At 39.0% G+C, this 22,530-nt stretch carries 2 protein-coding genes; both read right to left on the bottom strand.

Translation table 11 applies throughout. The features are described 5' to 3' along the window. Positions 1 to 3: 3 nt before the first annotated feature. Positions 4 to 10,467 carry an amino acid adenylation domain-containing protein gene (locus tag Anndu_RS10385; protein WP_464101132.1) on the bottom strand — a complete coding sequence of 3,488 codons (10,464 nt, stop codon included), beginning with the start codon at positions 10,465 to 10,467 and terminating at the stop codon, positions 4 to 6. Positions 10,468 to 10,556: 89 nt separating this feature from the next. Continuing rightward, the gene (locus Anndu_RS10380; protein ID WP_464101131.1) at positions 10,557 to 22,283 is read right to left on the bottom strand and encodes an SDR family NAD(P)-dependent oxidoreductase; all 11,727 of its coding nucleotides are present in this window, start codon (positions 22,281 to 22,283) and stop codon (positions 10,557 to 10,559) included. Between the last annotated feature and the right edge of the window lie 247 nt (positions 22,284 to 22,530).

Below are 22,530 nucleotides of genomic sequence, written 5' to 3'. Positions count from 1 at the left end.
TAATTAAAAGTTAAAGCCTTCCCCAAACAAATCATCATCTTCTTGAACAGAATTTGGTGAGGAAGATAAAGATAAATTGATTAAAGGTTCATGGGGTAATTTTAAGATTTGATCTAGTAATTTACTAAATAAATCTATCAACAATACAATGCGCTCATGAATAAATATATCACTGTTGTATATTAGCTTAAGATACAGTTGTGCTTCTTCCACAAAAATAAATTCTAAATCAAATTTAGAGCTAATCATTTTCGGGTCAATCGAGTTAACTGTAATTCCTTCTAAAGCTAGGTCTACATTTTGATTATTTTGGAGAACAACGGCCACATCAAATAGAGCGTTACGACTAGGATCCCGTTGTAAATTCAAATCAGATATGATCCGATCAAAGGGGTATTCTTGATTGTCATAAGCCTCTAGGGTGGTGGTTTTTACCTTATTAATAACATCAGTAAAACTGTCATTATTTGCTATTTGATCCCTCAAGACTAAAGTATTAACATAAAACCCAATTTGTTCCTCTAAATCAGGATGATTTCTACCCGCAATGGCCGAGCCTATTGTAATTTCATTTTGTTCGGTATAAAGGAATAAAAAGCTTTTAACTAAGCTCACTAAACCCATAAATAAACTCCCATTTTCAGCTTTAATTAACTTCTTAAAACGGTTAATTAATTCTGGATCGGGTTGCCATGTGATTGTCTTACCTTGAAAACTTTGAATAGGGGGGCGGGGATAATCAATCGGTAAGTTAAGACGCGCAGGAGCAGGTGTTAATTTAGTTAACCAATAATCCTTTTGTGCTTGAAGTTTAGAGGTTTTTAATTGATTTTCTTGCCAAGAAGTATAGTCTTTATAATTGATTCTTAGGGGGGGTAATAATTGATAATTTTCTTGTCCATCCGCATGATAATGGGCGAGAAAATCTTTAATTAAAACCCCTGCTGACCAACCATCAGAAATAATATGGTGCATATTAAATAACACAATATAATTTTCTGGGCTTAGTTTGAGTAGGTTAACTTTAATTAAAGGGCCTACTTCTAAATCAAAACTTATCTTAGCATTATGGGTGATCGCCTCATCAATTCGCTGTTGTTGTTCTTTTTCACTATACTCTGTCAAGTCTATTTGTTTGATTACAAAATTCATGTGATCATGGACAACTTGACGAGGTTCATTATTAATTAAAGTAAAGGTTGTGCGTAAAATTTCATGGCGTTGAATTAACTGTTGAAAGGCATTTTCAAAAGCATCAATCTTGAGATTACCCTTAAATTGATAGGCACTAGGCATTCCATAGGCATTATGATTATGATCCAGAAATTCTAAAGCCCAGAGACGGCGCTGGCCATGAGACATAGGATAGGATTTTTGGGGGAGAATGGCCGGGATTGGCTCTTGATAATCAGATTGAGTTTGGGAGATTAAAGCCCCCAATCCCGCAACGGTTGGAACTTTAAAGAAATCAGCCAATTTTACGCATACATTTAATTCTTTATGAACCCGATTGACAACCCTTGACAAAAGTAGGGAATGACCGCCAATTTCAAAGAAGTTATCAAAAATACCGATGGGGTGTTTCGAGAGAAATTGCTCCCAAATCTTAACAAGATTTGATTCTAATTGATTACGGGGAGCAACATAATTAGAATTAACGTAAGATTGACCCATTTCTCCCATTTCTTTTAAAGAATGAAGGTCAAGTTTTCCGTGTCTAGTTAAGGGGAATTGGTTTAAGAAAACAAAGTAACTTGGTATCATGTAAACAGGTAAAAAGTTACTTAAAAATTCTCGAATTTCAGCAATTTCGATCGCTTTTTTAGTTTGACAATAGGCCGATAATTGGGTTTGATTATTAACTTGAATAGGTAAGACAATCGCCCTTTCAATGGGGGCATAATTGGTTAATTGAGATTCAATTTCTCCAGGATCAATGCGATAACCATTAACTTTAACTTGATTATCTTTTCTGCCTATAAATTCAATGACTCCAGTGGCGGTTTGTTTCCCTAAATCACCAGTTCTAAACATAATTTTTGTCTGATCAAGAAAGCTCGGTTTAAATTTTTCTTGAGTCATTTCAGAAAGGTTATGATAACCAGATGCTAAGGCCGCTCCTTCTACACAAATTTCGCCGATAACATGGGGGGGGACGGGATTATCAAATTCATCAAGAACAGATAATTGATTATTATGAAAAACTTGACCAAGGGGAACTTCACCATCTAAATTTTCATTGATTTGATATTGGGATACTCCCACACAAGTTTCCGTAGAACCATAGACATTACTAACAATTTGAGCTTGAAAACGTCTCTTTAAATTTAAGGCCGTTTCTTGATCTAATTTCTCTCCCCCCACTGAGATATATTTCAAGCTAGAAATAGTTTCTTCTGGCTCAAGTAAACCTAAGATTTCTCGATAAATAGAGGGGGTAGTGTGTATTGCATTAATTTGATTTTCTTGTAAGAAAGAAACTAAATGTCCTATATATTTTATTTCATAAATATATAAAGGCGCTCCTATGGTTAAAGGAAGAAAAATATTACGAATAGATGGATCATGGGTAACGGCCGCTGTGAAAATATAGCGCCATTCACGATGTCGATCTAAATCAAAAGTTAGTCGTAAACTTTGAATAACATTAACAATTGAAATGTGACGACCCATCACTCCTTTCGGATTACCTGTTGACCCTGAAGTGTAGAAAATATAGGCAGTTTGGCTCGGATCTCGCCAGATTTGCGGCTCATCTTTATTATATTTTTCAATAAGAGAATCAATTTGATCTAAACAAATTGTTGGCATTTGTTGAGGTAATTTTGTCTCAAAATTACTTTCCGTTAAACACAACTGACAGCCACTATCTTTTAAAATAAATTCAATTCGACTTTGAGGATATTGGTAGTCTATGGGAACATAAGTTGCTCCAATTTTAAAAGTAGCAAGAATGGCGATAATTAAGTTACAATTACGGCCAATCATAACCCCGATCGCTGTTTTTGATTCGGGCTGATATTTGTGCTGTAAATAATGGGTTAAACGGTTTACCTTTTCGTTTAATTCTTGATAGGAAAGGGTTATATTTCCAGCAATTAAAGCCGGAGCATTGGGAGTAGATTTAACTTGAGCAATAAAGTCGTCAATGATAGTAGAATTATCTAAAATTTGGTGACTTTTTCCCCTTAATCCTGCGAGTAATTTTTCCTGTTGAATTGGGGTTAATAATGGTAATTGATAAAGCCGTTGATTATCATTATTAATAATACCCATTAACAGGATTTCAAAACTTTCGAGAAACTGCTCAATTGTCTCTTTTTTAAACAGTTCTGTGTTGTAATTACAATAAATAATCAGGTTATGATCCAGTTCAATTAAATTAAATCCTAAATCAAAAGGTGTGTAACCAATTGGCTCTGGTGGGAGGGATACTTTTAACCCTTTAAATTCAGGTAAAGTTAAACTAGGATCCATATTAAAAGATACGGAAATCAGAGGAGAACGGGAAAAATCTCTTTTCAATTTTAGGGTGGCTAATAAATCCTCTAAAGTATAACTTTGATGACGAAAAGCATTGATCAGAGTTTGCTTAGTCTGTTGCAAATGTTCAACAAAGGACGTTTGAGCATCTACTTGTATGCGTAGGGGCAAAAATTGGGAACAAAAACCAACTAAATTATCACTGCCCTCAATTTGTCGCCCTGAAATGGGGATGCCAATAATTAAATCATCATGAGCGCAAATACGGCGTAAAAAGGCGGTATAAGCGGCGAATATCGTCATAAATAATGTGGCTTTATTTTTGCGTCCCACTTGGTGCAAATTCTGCCCTAGTTCAGGGGCGATGATTTTACTTTGTTGTCCCCCTGTATAAGTTTTAACGCTGGGACGGGGAAAGTCCGTAGGAAGCTCAAAAGTAGGCAATTCTCCCTGATAGGTTTTCAACCAAAAATCACGATGCTCTAACATCTGGGGACTTTGTGCTTCTTGTTCCCGTAAGGCTAAATATTGTTGAAACTGCATTGGCAGTTGAAGAAGCCCTTGAGTTTGGCTATTTTTGGCTGAATAAAGTTGACCAATTTCATTCAAAATTAAACCGAGTGACCAACCATCGGCCACAATATGATGGGTTTTTAATGACAGGAGATAATGGTCAGGTTTTAAACGCATTAAAATAGCAGAAAATAAAGGAGCAATAGACAGATCAAAAGTTTTTTGAGAAAACTGAGAGCGTAGGTTTAAAGCCGTATTTTCTGGGTTTTTTTCATTAGTTAAATCAATTAAATTTAACTTAATGTCAACTTGATTGATAACTTCTTGTAATTCCCCTTGTTCTAAAATTTTGGTGCGCAAAGCTTCATGACGATTAATAACTTGATTAATCGTTTTTTCTAAGATCGAAACCTCTAAATAACCTCGTAATTCTAAGGAGGTTGTGACGTTATAGGAGGCTGAAGCATTAGGATCTAATTCTGCTAATAACCAAAGCTGACGTTGAGCTTCACTGGTGGGAAAGGTTTGCTTTAAAGAGGGTAATTTCGCCCTCCCATCTTCATCTTCAGAGAGGGACTTTTTTTCTTCTTTTTTAACTTGGGGGCGTTTGGTATTAACAAAAAAACCGCCTTGCTGTAATTCGGTAATGGCTTCTTTGACGGCGATGATTACCTTATCTATATCTTCATGGGTATGGCAAGTAGATAGAAAACACACTCTTTTTTCCCATGTATAGATTCCTTTAAGATTTAATAAGTAATAAAAAAGAGGTAATTCGATGGGCTGTAAGAAAAGACTATAAGCTCCAAAGGGTTCAAAGCGGAATAAAGAGCCAAAATTGACAACCCGAATTGGAATATCTACCTCTTGAAAAAATTGATTAAGTTCGGTGGCTAACCGATGGGTTAATTGATTGACATTTTCTTGAAGGGTGGGGCTGTTGTCCCGAAGGTGTAAAAGCACGGCACGACAAGCGGCCAGAGCTAAAGGATGACGGCAAAAAGTTCCGCCAAAAGCGGTTAATTCCGTTTGGGGATGGGAGTCATCTCCATATTGCCAGAAACCGCCGTCAACGGTATCTAACCAATCTGCTTTACCGCAAATCATACTAATGGGGAGGCCTCCACCAATGGCTTTACCGTGAATGACTAGATCCGCCTTGACATTGAACCATTCTTGAGAACCTCCCGCAGCGATGCGAAATCCGGTAATAATTTCATCAAAAATTAGGGTAATCCCTTTTTCAAGGGTGATTTTGCGTAATTTTTGCAAAAATTCTTGAGGTTGTAGATCCGGTTTACGACTCTGAACTGGTTCAACTAATACGGCGGCCAATTCTTCCCCATGAGAGGCAATCACCTCAAGGCTTTCTTCTACTCCATAACTCAAAACCATCACATCTTCCACCATCCCCGCAGGAGTGCCTAGACTGAGGGGGTGAGCGGTGGTTACATCTTCTCCTACTCTTGCTAAAATTCCGTCAAAAGTTCCATGATAGGATCCGGCAAACATGACGATTTTTTTGCGTTTTGTGCGCGATCGAGCGATGCGAATGGCGGCCATAATGGCTTCCGTTCCCGTGTTACTGAAGGCCACTCGCTCCACTCCCCCCAGTTCACTCATTAAAGCGGCGGTTTCGGCGGCCAGATTTGACTGCATTCCTAAGCTTATCCCCCGCTCCATCTGCTCTTGAACGGCTTGAATCACAAAATCGGGGCTATGGCCAAAAAAGTTAACCCCAAACCCCATGGCTAAATCAATATAATTATTGCCATCAATATCGGTAAAATAAGCTCCTTGAGCCGACTCTGAAACGATGGGATATTGAAATTCCTTTAAGCTCATGCGAAAATCAATAGTCGGTTTAACGTCAACCATTGTCCGGCGGCTATTTTGTGAATAGGCTTTTGATTTGGCCGTTTTTTGATTATAAATTTTTTGTAAATTGTCAATAAAGGCCTGTTGTTGTTCGGTTAAAGATTTATTTTCATTTAGTTTTAAGGCTAAGGGGTTTAAATTGGGGGAGCTGGGTTTTGGTGCAGTTTTTGGCCTTTCTTGGGTAGCTACCTCAGAGATTTCCCTTGGCAGATTTTGCACTGAGATCATTTCAGTCTGGGGGGTTGAGCTTGGTGTGACCAGACTGGGGGCAACCGATGAAGGTGTTTGGAGGATTTCCAATTGCTTGATAATGGTCTTCTCATGGAGATCTTTAAGATCTTTTAACGATTGCAATTGAGCCATCATTAAGGCTTCTTTGCCCGATGTTTCAATGGTAAAAGATGGCTCAGGGGTGACGGAGATGGACTGGCTTTGGCTTGGGGTAGAGGCAATGATTAATTCTTGCCCATTATTAATAGTAAGATTGTTCTGTTTAGAAAAACTATTGGCCGTGGCAAAACCACAGCTTTTTAAAACAGAACACCATTTTTCCCCACTTAATAAGGGAGTATCGGGGCGTAATTCCCGATCCTGAAAGCGCCACCAGCCGGGGGTTAAGCCAAAGGTTAAATTAAGCCAAGGGTTATTTTCTACGGTTTCAAGCAGAACTAAGTACCCTCCCGGTCGTAAAATTTCCTTAATATGGGTTAGGGTTTGTGTAATATTGCGGGTTGCATGAAGCACATTGGCGGCCACTACGATATGATAACGATTGGCCGGTATGCCTTGAGAAATGGGAGACTTTTCGATGTCTAATTGATGAAAGTTGAGGTTATATTTTTGGCTGAATTTTTGTCTGGCTTGATTGAGTAAAAAGGGAGAGATTTCGCTAAATGAATAATTAACATGGTTGAGGTTTACTTGAGTGAGAATGGTTGCGGAAGTTGCACCTGTTCCCCCCCCTATTTCCATAATTTGATAGGGGCGATCGCTGTGGGAAAAGTTAATTAAAATCTGATTAATGGCCTCAGCCACCTGTTGATTCATCCGGCGCGAGACGGGAGAATTACCATAAATACTTTCTGCATGGGCAACAGAGCCTTCTGGAAAAATTAGGGTTAAAGGATCTATATTTCCTTTGAGAATTTCGGCTAAATTTTCGCCACAGCGTTGCAACATTTCTAATTCTGGGGTGGCGGCTGGGCAGTTTTCCTGTAAGCGTTTCAGGGCTTGAGGTAGGTTAAAAGATTGGGGTACATTTTTAACTGTCCAAATCTTACCTTGATTTTGAAGAATATTCGCTTGTTCTAAATCAGATAAATAACGAGTTAATAAAACATGATATTTGGGTGCAATAGATAAGGTTTTCTGTAAGTTTTCTGTTGTCCATTGTTCCCCTTGATTGAGTTTTTTTCCTAAAGTTTCTAAAGCTTTGATAATATAATTAATCGCAATGGGTTGCAATTGAGCAATAACTTGTAAATAATTGTTAAATTCTACTTCATGATCGGGTAAGTTAATCGCTTTTTCAGAAGGTGATTTTACCGGATTTTGTTCAACAAAATTAGCTAGATATTGAGCAATATCAACTAGAGTTTGTAAATCAGTAAAAAGTTGATCTATTTTAATTTTAACTTTAAATTTTTCTTCAATTTTGCGAGAAAAATCCGTCAAAATAATTGAGTCTGCCCCTAAATTTAATAATGTTTCATTTTCAGGCAGGTCGCTTTCATCTTCTTTCAAAAGTAAAGCGAGAATAGACTTTAATTGATTACGAATTTCAAGTTGATGGTTTTGCATATCTAATATTGTATTTTTGGGAAAATTAGCTGTTTCTAATATGGGGGAAATGTCGTTAGTAAATTGAGAATTTGTTCTCAGATTTGCTGAAAACTGAAAAGATTTTCTTTGAAAAGGATAATTAGGTAATCTAACTTTTTGATAGCCATAATTTTGATTAAATTGTTCTAGGTTAAAATCAATTCCATTAAGATAAAGTTGCCCTAAAGCTGACAGCATTGTCTGCCAATTATCTAAACCACGATTGAGGGAACTTAACCAGATCACTTCATCATTATAACGGCGGCCTTGCTCTGCTAATATGGGTCTTGAACCTACCTCTAAAAATAGATTATATCCCTTATTTAAAGCAGTCATTAAACCTGATAAAAATTGGACTGGTTCTCGACATTGTTTGACCCAGTAATTTGCATCTGGTTGATGTTCTAAAATCTGTCCGTCAAGTCCTGAAACTAAAAGAATTTGAGGCTTTTGATAATTAATTTGACGGGCTTGTTTTTCAAATTCTGTTAAAATTGGCTCGATTAAAGGGGAATGGAAAGCTTGAGTAACGGGCAGATATTGTGCCGATATTTTTCGCTTTTTACAGGTGTTAATAATCTCCTCAATACTATCACTTTGCCCTGCAATTACAATCTGTTGGGGATGATTAATGGCGGCAATTGAAACGGTTTGATTATAATTTTTAATTAGGTCAACAACCGTCTGTTGATCAGTGAAAATTGAAGCCATTTTACCTGAAGGTGTATTTTGCATTAATTGACCCCGTTTGACAATTAAGGCCAGTCCATCTTCTAAGCTAAATACCCCCGCAACACAAGCGGCCACATATTCCCCCACACTATGACCGATCAGTAAACTAGGGGTGATTCCCCAAGCTTTCCACACCATAGTTAGGGCATATTCTAGGGCAAAAATGGCCGGTTGAGCATAGGCGGTTTGATTGAGTAAATCGGTTTGTTCCCCAAATAATATTTCAGTTAAAGGATGATCTAAATGGGGAGCTAAGATCTCGGCACATCTGTCAATAGATTGACGAAATATCGGCTCTGTTTGATAGAGTTGATACCCCATCTGGGCATAACAAGCACCTTGCCCTGTGAACAGAAAGACAATTTTAGGCTGTTTTTCCCCACTCAAACGCTGATAAAAAGTTAAATCGTCAAGGGGCTTTTCCTGTGCAAAAGCGGTTAATCTTTGTTGTAATTGAGATAGACTATCGCCAACAATGGCTAAACGCTCAGGTAAAGTGGCTCTGCCAACGGCCGCACTATAACAAATATCCCCTATTTCGGTGGGGTGTTCCCCTAAGTGATCATCAAATCGTTGTGCTAATTCTTTTAAGGCGCTTTTATTGTGGGCTGAAAGGGTCAACAGATGACTGGGAAGTTGTGGCTTAATTGCTCTAGTTTTGGTTAAGGGGGCTTGTTGAACGATTACATGGGCATTTGTACCTGAAAAACCGAAAGCACTTACCCCTGCGATCGCAATTTTATCATTATTTGGCCAAGGTATATTTTGGGTGGGAATTTTGATAGAATGGTCTTGCCAATTAATCAGAGGATTGGGATTTTGGAAGTGAAGATGGGGCGGAATTTCACCATGTTGAAGAATTAAAATTGTTTTGATGATCCCGGCCATGCCCGAGGCCGCTTCAAGATGGCCAAGATTGGTTTTGACTGACCCAACATAAAGAGGCTGCGATCGCTTTCCATAAACTGAGGCAATGGCATTCATTTCGATGGGATCCCCTAAAGATGTGCCTGTGCCATGGGCTTCTATGTAGCCCACATCTTCAGGGCTGAGTCTGGCATCGCTTAGGGCTTGGCGCAGTAAATCCTGTTGAGCCGGCCCACTGGGTACGGTTAAACCGGCCGCTGTGCCATTATGATTGATGGCCGAGCCTCGTAATAAGGCAAGAATGGGATCGCCGTTTTTTTCTGCTTCTGACAGGGTTTTTAATACTAAAACTCCACAGCCTTCCCCCCGAACATACCCATTGGCTGAAGCGTCAAAGGTTTTGCAACGGCCATCGGGGGACATCATTCCTGAATGAGAAAGGTTAATGGTAATGGCCGGGTCTAAAATGAGGTTAACTCCGCCGACTAAAGCCACTTCACATTCATTATTTCTCAGGCTTCGGATGGCTTGGTGAACTGCTACTAATGAGGAGGCACAGGCGGAATCGAGCGATAGGCAAGGGCCTCGAAGATTTAAAAAATAAGATAGTCTCCCTGCGGCGGCACTGAGGGAGTTTCCCGTCCCAAAGAAGGAGTCAATTTCTTCATAGTTGCTACTATAAACCTTGATGGCATGATCCATGCTGGTGATGCCCACAAATACCCCGACTTTGTTATTTGCTAATTTGGTTGGGGGTAAATTGGCATTTTCTAAGGCTTCCCATGCTACTTCTAAGAGTAATTTTTGTTGAGGATCCATGGAAGTTGCTTCTCTGGCTGAGATAGAAAAGAAACGCGCATCAAATTCCGTAATATTTTCTTGAAGAAATCCCCCAAATGCTGTATTCATCTTGCCTACAGTGAGTTCTTCCGAATACAGTTTTGAGACATCCCAACGGCTTTTAGGCACTTGTGTTACCGCATCAAGGCCGGCTTGGCAAAAACTCCAATATTTTTCTGGAGAATTAAGTCCCCCCGGAAAACGACAGCCCATACCTACTACCGCAATCAGTTCACTTTGGTTCTTCTCTAACTGATTGATACGGTTTTGCATTACCTCCATTTTGCTTAAGGTACTGGCTATCAACTTTTTATAATCTATACTCTCAACCATATAGCCTTTTGTGGATTGTTCAGTTCATTGATTTCAACTCATTTACTATACCAGATTTTAGACTGATTGAATTATTTTTAAATTAAAATTTAATCATATTGATCAAGTTCGGTTAATTTCTGATTGAGTAGTCTGGCCAAATCGTCTTCACTCAGATTTTCATAGGGATCAAGGTAATCAGGCTCTGAGATTAAATTGTCTTTAATCTCTAAATCAAGATAATTCGGTAGTATTTCCTCCCATAAATAGTTGCTTAGACTTAGAAGATTAGGATAATCAAAAATGACCGAGGACGGTAAGGTGCATCCTAAATCTGTTTCTAAGTGATTTTTAAATTCTATAACCATCAGGGAGTTTAAACCTAAGTCTAAAAATGATGTTTTCTGAGGAATAACTTTATTTTCGTTAAATCCGGCAATTTTTCGCAATATTTTCTCAATTCCTTCAGTTAAAGCGGTTGTTTGCTCATCTAGGGGGACTGATTTTAATAGTTCTAATAGTTGTGCTGGATTTGTCTGTTTTTGAGAGTTTTGGGTTAATACTTCTCTAAAAAAGGGCTGGTCAATGTTGAAAGTTTTATTAAAAGTATTCCAATCAATATCTATAACTATGCCTTGGCTAATGTCGCCTAAAATTAACTGCTTGAGATATTCAAAGGCTCGATCGCAAGACATGGTTTTTAAGCCCCAATTGGCAAAACGCTCTTTTTCCTCTGTGTTACCAGTGTCCCAAGCTCCCCAATTAATACTAATTCCAGTTAATCCTAAACTGTGTCTTTGTTGCATTAGCCCGTCCATGAAGGCATTAGCGGCCGCATAATTACTTTGGCCGGGTGAGCCAAGGATAACGGCCGCCGAAGAAAAGCTCACAAAAAAGTCTAAAGATAAAGAGCGACTATAGCGATCTAATAATAAAGTGCCTTCTACTTTTGGACTCATTACCCTCTGATATTTTGACCAAGTTTGATGAGGGATCAATCCGTCATCTAATACGGCCGCCCCGTGAATTATTCCTCGCAAAACGGGCAAATCTTTGCCAAAACGGGCAAATAAATTTTTCAAATCTTCAGGGGAGGTAATATCGGCTTCAATGAGGGTTACTTGTGTTCCTTTTTCCTCTAGTGAAGCGATCAATTGGGGTGAAGACTTAACTTGACGACTACATAATACTAGGTGAGTTGCCCCCATTTCCGATAACCATTGAGCTACTAAACTCCCAAGTTTACCTAAACCTCCTGTAATTAAATAAGCTCCTGTTTGAAGGTTTAACTCTTTTGTTTCTGAGTTAGGAGCAATTGCAGAAACTAATCTTGCTCCATAACGGTTGCCTTGACGTAAAGCTAATCGAAATTCATTAGGATAATTATGTAATTCATTGAATAAAAATTCAGCTTCATTAGCTTCTTTATGATCGGGTAAATCTATGCAAACACAACTCATTTTAGGATATTCTTGGTTAATAACTGCCCCTAATCCCCATAAATGAGACTGTTGAGGAGATAAATTTGCATCATTAATCATCTTATTCGCACCACGAGTAATCAGCCATAAATGAGGTGTTTTTTCTGATTTATTTGTGAGAGTTTGAACTAAATTTAAGAGGGCATGAGAACTCTGATATACGGTATCGGCCGCATCTTCAACCTCTGGCGATTCCCAGTAAAAGATAACCCCAGTCGCAAATTCTCCGGCCGGATAGGCTTCTTGATAAAGGTGCTCAAAATCAGTTTTTTGGGTGAAATTAATCGTAAAAGAATCTTGATCATTGCGTTGATAATGATCACCCATTTCTATATTAATTACCTTTTCTCCTGCTTTTTGGTATAAATTAATGAGGGGATTTAAGTCTGTTCCCTGACGAACAAAGACGAGCCAAGAATTTTGAGCATTTCCGGCAACAGTTGGCCTTGAAGGTAGTTTTTCCCATTCCACTTGATAAAACCAGTTATGGGGCTTTTCTTGCCATAAACGCTGTAAAACATTCGGCTCTGTACGCCGTGCCGTTAAGTCCGTAAATCTTGCGCAAAGCTGTTCTTGCTCATCATAAATATTAAGATTAACTCGCATTTCACCATTAAGATCTGAGGTAATATCAACTTTTGTTGAAACTTGAAAAGTTGGATTTCGGAATATTTCAAAGGAAGAAAATCCATAAGGTAAATGCAATTGTTGACCGTGAATTTCGGGAAAAGCCGCGCCAATACTTTGCAAACAAACATCTAAAAGAACGGGATGAAAACAGTAACGGCGATCCCATAAATTAGGGTTAATTTTAATTTTAGCTTGAGAACCTTTTTCCAATGAATATAATTCTTGAATTGCTTTAAAATGCTCTCCATAACTAATTCCCATCTGTTGATAAAGTTCATAAAATCGAGGAATAGAAACCGATTTTTTATTACTTTCTAATGGGTCTTTACTTAAGCTTAATTGATCAAGGTTTTTAATATTATTAGGTTTAACTTCACCCGTAACATGAAGAAGCCATTGATCTTGTGTGGAATCATTACTAAATATTTCAAAACTATAAATATTTTGAGATGATTTTTTCGGTTTAAAAATTAATTGCACCGTTGTGGGGGTTGGGGATAAAAGTAAACCCTGATGAATAGCCACATTTTGAATACTCATAAAAGGCTCATTAAATATTTTCCGACTAGCGGCTAAAATTGCCTCAATAAAACCAGTTGCAGGAAATATGATTTTCTCAAAAACTCTGTGTTCTTCTAAATAATTTGGACTAAGGGAACTAATCTCCCCTTCACAGATCAGATCTCTCGTTGCTAATTTTTTAAAATCTTTAAGGAAAGGATGTGACTGAGTTGTTATTTCTTTAAGAGAAAATTCAGAATTAGAGAGCCAAAATCTTTCTCTTTCAAAGGGATAAGTTGGTAAAGAAATGCGCTGACCTTGTTTAAATACTTCAGTCCATTTTACGCCATAACCGTTGACAAAAAGATTGGCTAAACTTTGATACATTTGTACCTGTTCATCTTTTCCGGGTACAAGACTGGGCAACCACAATAGATTTTGATTGGGGGCGATCAGCCTTGCCATGCCTAATAATACAGGCTTTGATCCCACTTCAAGAAAACAGCGATAACCGTGATCAATTAAATAGTTAAATCCTTGACTAAAGTGTACCGTATGGCGTAGATGGTTCACCCAATAATCAGGGGTTGTAATTTCCGAACCCACCGCTTTACCCGTAAGATTACTAATAATGGTTAAACTCGGCTCATGAAGGGAAATTTGCCCTAATACCTTGGCAAATTGATCAAGAATGGGTTGCATTAAAGGAGAATGAAAAGCGTGGGATACGGCTAAACTCTTGGTTTTATAGCCTTGAGCTATAAAGGTTTTTTCCAGTTGCTCAACCATTTCTTTAAGCCCAGAAATGACCGTAATTGAGCCATTGGCGGAGGCAATATTAACTTGATCTTCAAAGGAATTGAGGGCGGTGGCTACGGTGTCATAATCGGCATAAATAGCGCACATACTCCCATTATGAGGCAATTCACCCATTAATTTACCTCTTTGAGTTACCAAGTTTAAGGCATCTTCTAAAGAAAAAACCCCCGCCAAACAGGCCGCCACATATTCCCCAATGCTATGGCCTAAAAGGGCTGAAGGTTGTATGCCCCAAGATTGCCATAATTTAGCAAGGGCATATTCAACGGAAAACAGCACGGGCTGGGTGATTTGAGTTTGTTCTAATAACTCGCTATTTTGCTGTTGAAAGATTAAGTCTAAGAGGGATTTTCCTAAAAGGGGTTGTAAAATTTGATCACAAAGATCTAGGGTTTCTTTAAAGACGATTTCACGCTGATAAAGGGTTTCTCCCATGCCTGAATATTGAGAGCCTTGTCCAGAAAATAAAAAGGCGATTTTTGGAGAATTTTCTCGGAAAATTGGCTTGATCAGAGCCTCAGAATCCTTCCCATTTTGGTAGTCTATTAAGGCTTGTTTGGCGGTGGTGATGGAGTCAGCTAAAATACAGATGCGCTCAGAAAAAATGGGGCGACCGGTACTAGCGGTAAAGCAAACATCAGCCAAATTGAGAGGTTCAGTTAAAATGTCTTGATAATTTCTGGCTAACTGTTGAAGGGATGTTTCCGAGCGAGTGGAAAGGGGTAATAAACAATAGTTATTCCCTGATTTATGAGGTAAATCAGCGTCAATTTCCCCAAGAATCAGATGAGCATTTGTACCACTAAATCCAAAGGAACTAACTCCGGCAATTCGGGGGCGATCGCTCCGATGCCAAGGGATTTCTTGCACCGGAACTTCAAAAAGGTGAGAACTCCAATCAAAACGGGGATTAGGTTTTTTAAAGTGAAGATGGGGGGGGATTTTATGGTGTTGTAAGGCTAAAACTGTTTTTATCAATCCGGCAATACCGGCCGCCCCTTCTAAATGGCCTAAATTGGTTTTGACCGAACCAATAATTAAGGGACGATGGGGGGGGCGTTGGCCAAAAACGGCGGCCATACTTTCTAATTCAATGGGATCCCCAAGGGCTGTACCCGTGCCATGAGCTTCGATGTAGTCTATTTGTTCTGGTTTAAGATGGGCGCTTTTGAGGGCTTGATCTAATAATTTTTCTTGAGCTTGACCATTGGGAACGGTTAGGCCGCTACTGGGCCCGTCATGGTTAACGGCCGTACCATAAATTTTGGCCAAAATTTGATCTCCATTTTCAAGGGCTTGACTCAATCTTTTTAAGACAATGATTCCGCATCCTTCTCCTCGCACCATTCCATTGGCACTTTGATCAAAGGTTTTGCAATGTCCATCGGGAGAGAGCATCTGGGCGCGACTTTCAATTAGGGAAATAATGGGGGTTAAGATGAGATTAACTCCCCCTGCCAAGGCCAGATCGCATTCCCCATTGCGTAAGGCATTATAAGCTAAATGAACCGATACTAATGAGGAAGAACAGGCCGTATCAATGGTCATGGCTGGCCCCTGTAAGCCGAGGACGTAGGAAAGACGACCGGCCGCTATACTGACGGAAGTGCCTGATCCCGTATAGGCGTTGATCGCTTGGGGGGAATAGCTTAATTGAGCATAATCTTGAGTCATGCAACCGATAAAAACTCCGGTTTGACTGTTGCGTAATTTTTGGGGGTTTTGTCCGGCGGTTTCTAAGGCTTCCCAAGCGGTTTCTAAGAGAAGCCGTTGCTGGGGATCCATGGCTACGGCTTCTCTGGGAATAATGCCAAAAAATTCGGCATCAAATCGATCGATTTCTTCTAAAAATGCGCCGTAAGGGGCGTATATTTTGCCGGGGGTATCGGGATTGGGATCGTACCATGTCTGTTGATCCCAACGATCTTGAGGAATTGGTGTTACTGCATCTTTCCCCTGTTCTAAGAGTTCCCAGAAGGTTTTTAAATCTTTGGCGCGGCCGGGAAAGCGACAAGCCATCCCCACGATGACAATTGGATCATCATCAAGTTGGGGTGTTTCAGGGGTCAATTTTGCGCGCTGTTTTTGAGGAATTTCGGCTTTAATGGTTGGGGTGACGGGAGTTAAGGGGGCTTGAGAAGGTGCTAAAATTTCTCGCTGTAAATAATCGGCTAAAGTTTCAACATTGGGAAAGCGAAAAGTAATCGTTGAAGGCAGGGAACAATTAAAATCTGTTTGTAATAAATTGCGTAACTCGGTGGAGGTGAGGGAATCCATCCCCAAGTCAAAAAAGCCTTGTTGGGGGGAAAAAGTCTCATCCTTTGAGCGCCCTAAGACGGTGGAAACACGCTTACTAATATGATCAATTAACCAGTTATGACGCTGTTTTAATGGTAGGTTTTGCCACTGTTTTAAAACATCGGATAAGGAGGCAGATTGAGGTTTACCCTGATGTTGGAAGTTTTGATAAAAGTTTTGGTTAAGATAAGGGAATTTTTGCCAATCAATAATGATTACACCTGTGCGAATAATCTGATTGAGGAGAATTTTTGCGAGGGTATTAAGAGCTAAATTAGGCTTCATGGCTTGATAGCCTTTGGCGGCCAATCTTTCTAAGACATTGCGATCTACGGCCGCGCCTATTTCACTCCATGGCCCCCAGTTGATAACAGTTCCGGGTAAATTATGGGCGTGACGATAATAAACAAAAGCATCTTCAAAAGCATTGGCCGCCGCCGCATTAGCTTGGCCGGCGGATCCAATCAAAGACACGGCGGAAGTGTAACAAACAAAAAAATCTAAAGGATCATTAAGGGTAAGTTGATGAAGTAACCAAGTACCTTTCACTTTGGGGGATAAAACATAGTTAAAGCGCTCTGGTGTAAGCCCCACTAAAGTGGTATCGTCTAAAGTTCCCGCAATGTGAAAAATGCCACCGATGGGGTGTTTCCCCCGACATTCTTCTAAGAGGGTTTGTAATTTTTCGCCATCGGTAATATCAAGTTGTTTGATGATAATTTCCGCCTCTTGAGAAGACAAATCGGCTAAAATTTCTGGTTTAATACCTTTTTCCCCTGTACGGGAGCATAAAACTAAATGTCGCGCCCCCCTTTCCACCATCCAACGGGTAGTAACTAATCCTAATCCCCCCGTTCCTCCTGTGATTAAATAATAAACATCAGGAGAAAAGGTAAGATTACCCTCATTAAGTTGTCGGGTTACTAAACGGGGATAAAAACGCTGTGCGCCCCTTAGTGCTACCCTTGTTTCTTGGGGATTACTGTAGATTTCTTGGAGCAGGTTTTCGGCTGAATTGACTTGATTGGGATCTAGGTCAATGGCCTTAAATTTAAGTTCAGGGTGTTCTAAGATTAAGCTTAAAGCTATCCCTAATAAAGAAGCTTGAGCAGGGGAAGTTAAGGTTTTGATTTCTTGGGCGGGGACTGCTCCCTGAGTCACTAAAATTAGAGCGGGGGGCTTTTCTAGTTGTAACAACGCCTGTAAGAAAAAGAGGAAGCGCTGACAATGGCTTTCCACTTGTTCATAAATTTGTGTGTCATTGTTTTCTAATCCCCAGAAGTACAGGATTTGATGGGTTTGTGGGGTGATGGATTTTTTCAAGATGGCTTGGTAATCTTGCGCACAATCGGGGTTAAGATCTTGGGGAAAAACGCAAGAACAATTTACGCCCCTATCTTGAAATAGGGTAACTAAATTTTTAGCAATTCCCTGAGTATCAGCCCAGATTAGTTGATGGGAGTAGGGTTTTTGAGGCTGAGGTGATAATTTTTTGCTACTTTTGGCAATAATGACACTTTGTTTTAATAAATTTCGGGTTTTGCTTTGACTTGGCTCAATAATATTAATGTCTTCAAAGTGATTTTGAATGAGCAATTTTTGCCAATCTTTTGTACTGACTAAAGGATAACCATTGCGCTCAACATCTTGAGTGCATAACCACCATCCTTGGGTTAAGCCAAAGGTTAAATCTACCCACCGTCTTGCTCCTGTGCTTTCTAAGAGGATAAGCAACCCATCGGGAGCGATTAATGAGCGCACATTTTCAAGGGTTTGTTGAATGTCGGCGGTGGCATGAAGTACATTAGCGGCAATAATTAGATCAAAACTTCCGGGTACAAAATCTTGAGTAAAGGGATTTTTTTCCAGATCTAATGTTTGGTATTGAATAAAAGGATAGTCTCTGAATTTTTCCTTAGCTCTGGTTAAAAAACTTGAGGAAATATCGGTGAATACATATTCAATATTTCTGCCGGATAGATGGGGTAAAATGCCCGTAGTGGCGGATCCCGTACCTCCTCCGATTTCTAAAATTCTGAGTTGATCATGGGGGGAATTTTGGGCGATCGCACTGCTGAGGGTGGCGGCCACTAACTGATTCATCAATTTAGCTCCAGCGGCCTCGGAATAAATAGAGGCGATCGCTTCTAAATCCCCTTGGGGAAAGAGCAATTCCACCGGATCAACTTGATGAGTCATCACTTGTGCCAAGGCCGAGCCACAACGCTCGATTAAATTAATTTCGGCAGTATAATCGGCAAATTCTCGGCGCATAATTTCAATTTGTGATTGGGATGAAGGCGCTTCTAATTCTTTGAGCCATAACCAGCCATCGGTTTGCTCAGTTACGATCTTTTCTTCTTCTAAAATAGCTAAACATCGAGATAATAAAGGCCGGTAAAAATCGTCAACTTGGCCTTGAATTGCTATTTGTTTTTCGTCATAAGTTTGACCTAATTTTGGCTGTCCATTTAGTTTTATTAATGCTTCCCAAATGTAGGTTAAACTTATTTTTTCCATTGCTTCCATTAAGCTTTCATATTGGGCTAATTTCTCCCCTAATTGTTGTTCTAATTCTTCTGGTTTAATCTTATTTTTGATCTCTTTTGGAGTGGCTAAATTGTCCCTGTTATTGCCTAATAATTGTTCGGAAGCAACCCATTCTTCACAATAGGTTTGGGGGAGGTTTTCTTGGGGGATAAGTTCTTGAGGTTGGACGGCTTTTAGTTCTAAGTTAATGATAGAAATAAGGGGCTTTCCTTCTGGAGAATAAACATCAATATCGGCGATAATAATATTAGTATTATTTGAATTTTTCTTAAGTTTAGTAATACTAATTACCTGCTCATCAGGTGACTCAAAAAATGTTAATTTTTCAAGGCGAACAGGCACATAAGTTATAGATGATTCTTGTTGGAATAAGATGGCCGCAATCCCCTGAAAACAAGCATCTAACATAGCGGGATGAACTCGATACTGGTTATTTTCTAAGCCTAGATCATGGGTTAATTTTATCCGAGCAAAGGATATATTTTGACCCCGTTTTAGTTGGTTGATTAATCGAAAATTGACCCCGTAATTGATGCCAGATTTTTGATATTTTTCATAAAAAGATTTAATTTCAACCTGTTCAGGACAACTTTTTTCGATTGTTTCTAGCTGACAATTTGTTAAAGAATTTAATTTTAATTCGTCAATTTTACCTTTTACTAATACCTCCCAGTTTTGCTCAACTTGATGATAAATTTGAAAAGTTTTTTGCTCAATAATTAACTGTAATGTATCTTCTGTATTTTTAAGGATTAATGCTTTCTTAAATTCAATATTTTCTAATATTAATTGTTTATTTTCTTGGGCTGATAAAACCATTTCGATCAAGGCAGATCCGGGCAATATTGCCTGATCAAAAACTTGATGTTCTTCTAAAAATTGGGGTTTATTTTTACTAATATTTCCTCGATATTGAAGGGTAGATAAAGGAGAGGGAAAGCGCTCACCTAAAAGGGGATGCCCAGAGGAAGTAGAAGCATTTTGCTTAAAATTATTTGATTGATTTTCTGAATTTATCCAGTAATGTTTGCGGATAAAAGGTGAATTTGGGAGGCTAATTTTTTGACCTAAACGGTTATGATGAAAGCCTTGCCAATTAATATTAAATCCTTGCACATAGAGTTTTCCTAATACGGTTTGTTGATGGTAGTCATGGTGATCATTTTCCCCTAAACTGGATAACCATAAAATAGAATTTTCAGTTAATTTTTGACGAGCAATATTAATTAAATTTGAGCCTGTGCCAACTTCTAAGAAAATCTTATATCCCATTTGATCAAGATTAGAAATTCCTTGGGTAATTGACTCAACTTCTGGCTTAATTTTTTCTCTATTATCAAGAGAAGTTTTAAGGGATTTTTTAACGATTTCTCCTTGATAAATTAGGGTAATATACGGGCTATTAAAATTAATTTCTGTGGCTATTTTTAGGGGTGATAAAATATCTTTTTGATTGGGGTTTTCTTGTAAAAGATGGGCATATTTTACCACTAATTTAACCGTATCTTCAAGAGAAAATACCCCCGCCTGTTGGGCGGCCAAATATTCCCCTACGCCAGAGCCTAAAACCGCATTAGGAGCAATTCCCCACGATTTCCAAAGTTCACAAAGGCTATAATGATAAGCGAATAAAATTGGCTGAAGATAAAGAGGTTGTTTAAGTTTAGTTTCTAAAGATTTTTTTGATGATAATAATTCTTTTATAGAAAATTCTAAATAATTTTGAAAGAACTGATCACAATTCACAAAAGCTTGATAAAATACTGGTTCATCAGTGAGTAATTTTTCAATTATTTCTGGATTTATGTTTTCTTGATCATTGCAAAGAAACGCAATTTTAGGATTAGTTTCGGCTACTCCATAACTAAGTTCAGATTTATTTTGTTCAAGTCGTTTTTCTTCGTCATTACTATTAACAAAAAACTCAAGTTTTTGACGCAAATTTTCCTGACTAGACACCACAAAAGCGAGGCGATTTTTATGCGCAAATCTTCCCTTATTTAAGGATAAAGCAATATCTTTTATCTTTAATTCTTGTGCTTTTTCAAGATAATTAATAAATTCGGTGGCTAAAAGGTTCAATCGCTCTTGATCTTTGGCTGAAAAAGTAACGAGAATTGGTGAGTTTTCTGTGCTTTGGGGTTGGGGTTGGGGGGGTTCAGTTAAAATGACATGAGCATTAGTGCCTGAAGCCCCAAAGGAACTGACTCCGGCGGCTTTTATCCTATCATGGTTAACCGTCCAAGGGCGGTTTTCGGTAACTACATTAATGGGTAAATTCTGCCAATTAATATGAGGATTAGGGTTTTTAAAATTAAGATGGGCGGGAATTTCACCATAATGCAAAGATAAGGCGGTTTTGATTAAGCCCGAAATTCCGGCGGCGGCCGCTAGATGGCCTAAATTGGTTTTTACTGAACCCACTAACAAGGGGTTCGATTTTGAGCGATTGGGGCATAAGGCTTCAGCGATGGCTTTAATTTCAATGGGATCCCCTAAAGATGTGCCTGTGCCATGAGCCTCAACATAATCAATGCTATCGGCTTCTAAACGAGCGTCAGCTAAGGCTTCACGAATTAATTCCTTCTGGATCGAACCGTTGGGAACGGTAAAGCCTCCACTGGCACCATCGTTATTAACCGCCGTTCCCCGAATTACTGCCCAAATGCGATCGCCGTCTTCAAGAGCGTCACTGAGGCGTTTTAAGACGATTACTCCGCAACCTTCTCCTATGCCAAAACCATCGGCGCTTTCGTCAAAGGTTTTGCATTGGCCATCGGCGGCCAACATTTGATTGCGACACAAGGCGATCACCACTTCGGGAGTTAAAATTAGGTTTACCCCCCCCACTAGGGCTTGTCTGCATTCTTGGGAACGCAAAGATCTACAGGCTAGATGAACGGCAACTAAGGAGGAAGAACAGGCGGTATCTATGGCCAAGCTCGGCCCATTGAGATTTAAGAGGTAAGAAATACGCCCGGCCGCCGCATTGTTATGGTTGCCCGAAATGTGATAAGCTCCGATGGCTCGATAGTCTTCTTGGGGAGCAATCAGACGGGCATAGTCATTGTTAGTAATACCGATAAAAACCCCTGTTTTGTCTTTCCTAGAGGCGGGGGCGGCCATTCCTGCATTTTCTAGGGCTTCAAAGGCAACTTCTAAAAGTAATCTTTGTTGGGGATCCATGGCAATGGCTTCTTTTGGGGCTATTCCGAAAAAATGCGCGTCAAACTGGGATACATCATCGAGAAAACCCCCTTGAGAAATATAAATTTTTCCTGCTTTGTTGCGATCTAAATCATAAAAATTTTCTTGATTCCAGCGCTGATTGGGGATGTCTCTAAGGGTATTTTTCCCTTCTTTGAGGAACGACCAAAAAGACTCAGGGGTGGCAATATTATCACCTAAACGACAACCTAAACCGACAATCGCTATGGGTTCACTTTGTTTGGCTTCAAAAACTTTTAATCTCTCTTTGGCTTCGTTAAGTGCTTTAAAAACTCTAGTTTGAATTAATTTGTCGTTTTGTGATAAATTCTTTTGATCTTTGAACTCCATACTTTTAGGGGGTTTTGCTTTGGCTAATAACAATTTTTGACTAACAGAAGAATACCTTATTAATGAGATAATAGTCAATAGATTTTAATAAGCAATAATGGCGACTTAATGTTATTATCAGGACAATCGAGTTTAATTGTTTTACAAAAATTTACAATTGTAAATAATTGTGATCAATCTTAACTTCAAAAGCCTAATTCTTAACTTAGGTTTAAGGTGTGATCGTATCAAAATTTCTGTTTCGATT

Source organism: Annamia dubia NIES-4383 (genome assembly GCF_055394725.1).
Note: the sequence above shows the minus strand (reverse complement) of the source record. Positions and strands in the feature narration are given on the sequence as shown.

Coding starts and splice junctions, on each gene's coding strand:
- Anndu_RS10385 (WP_464101132.1), bottom strand. CDS start 10,467: ATGGTTGAGAGTATAGATTATAAAAAGTTGATAGCCAGTACCTTAAGC.
- Anndu_RS10380 (WP_464101131.1), bottom strand. CDS start 22,283: ATGGAGTTCAAAGATCAAAAGAATTTATCACAAAACGACAAATTAATT.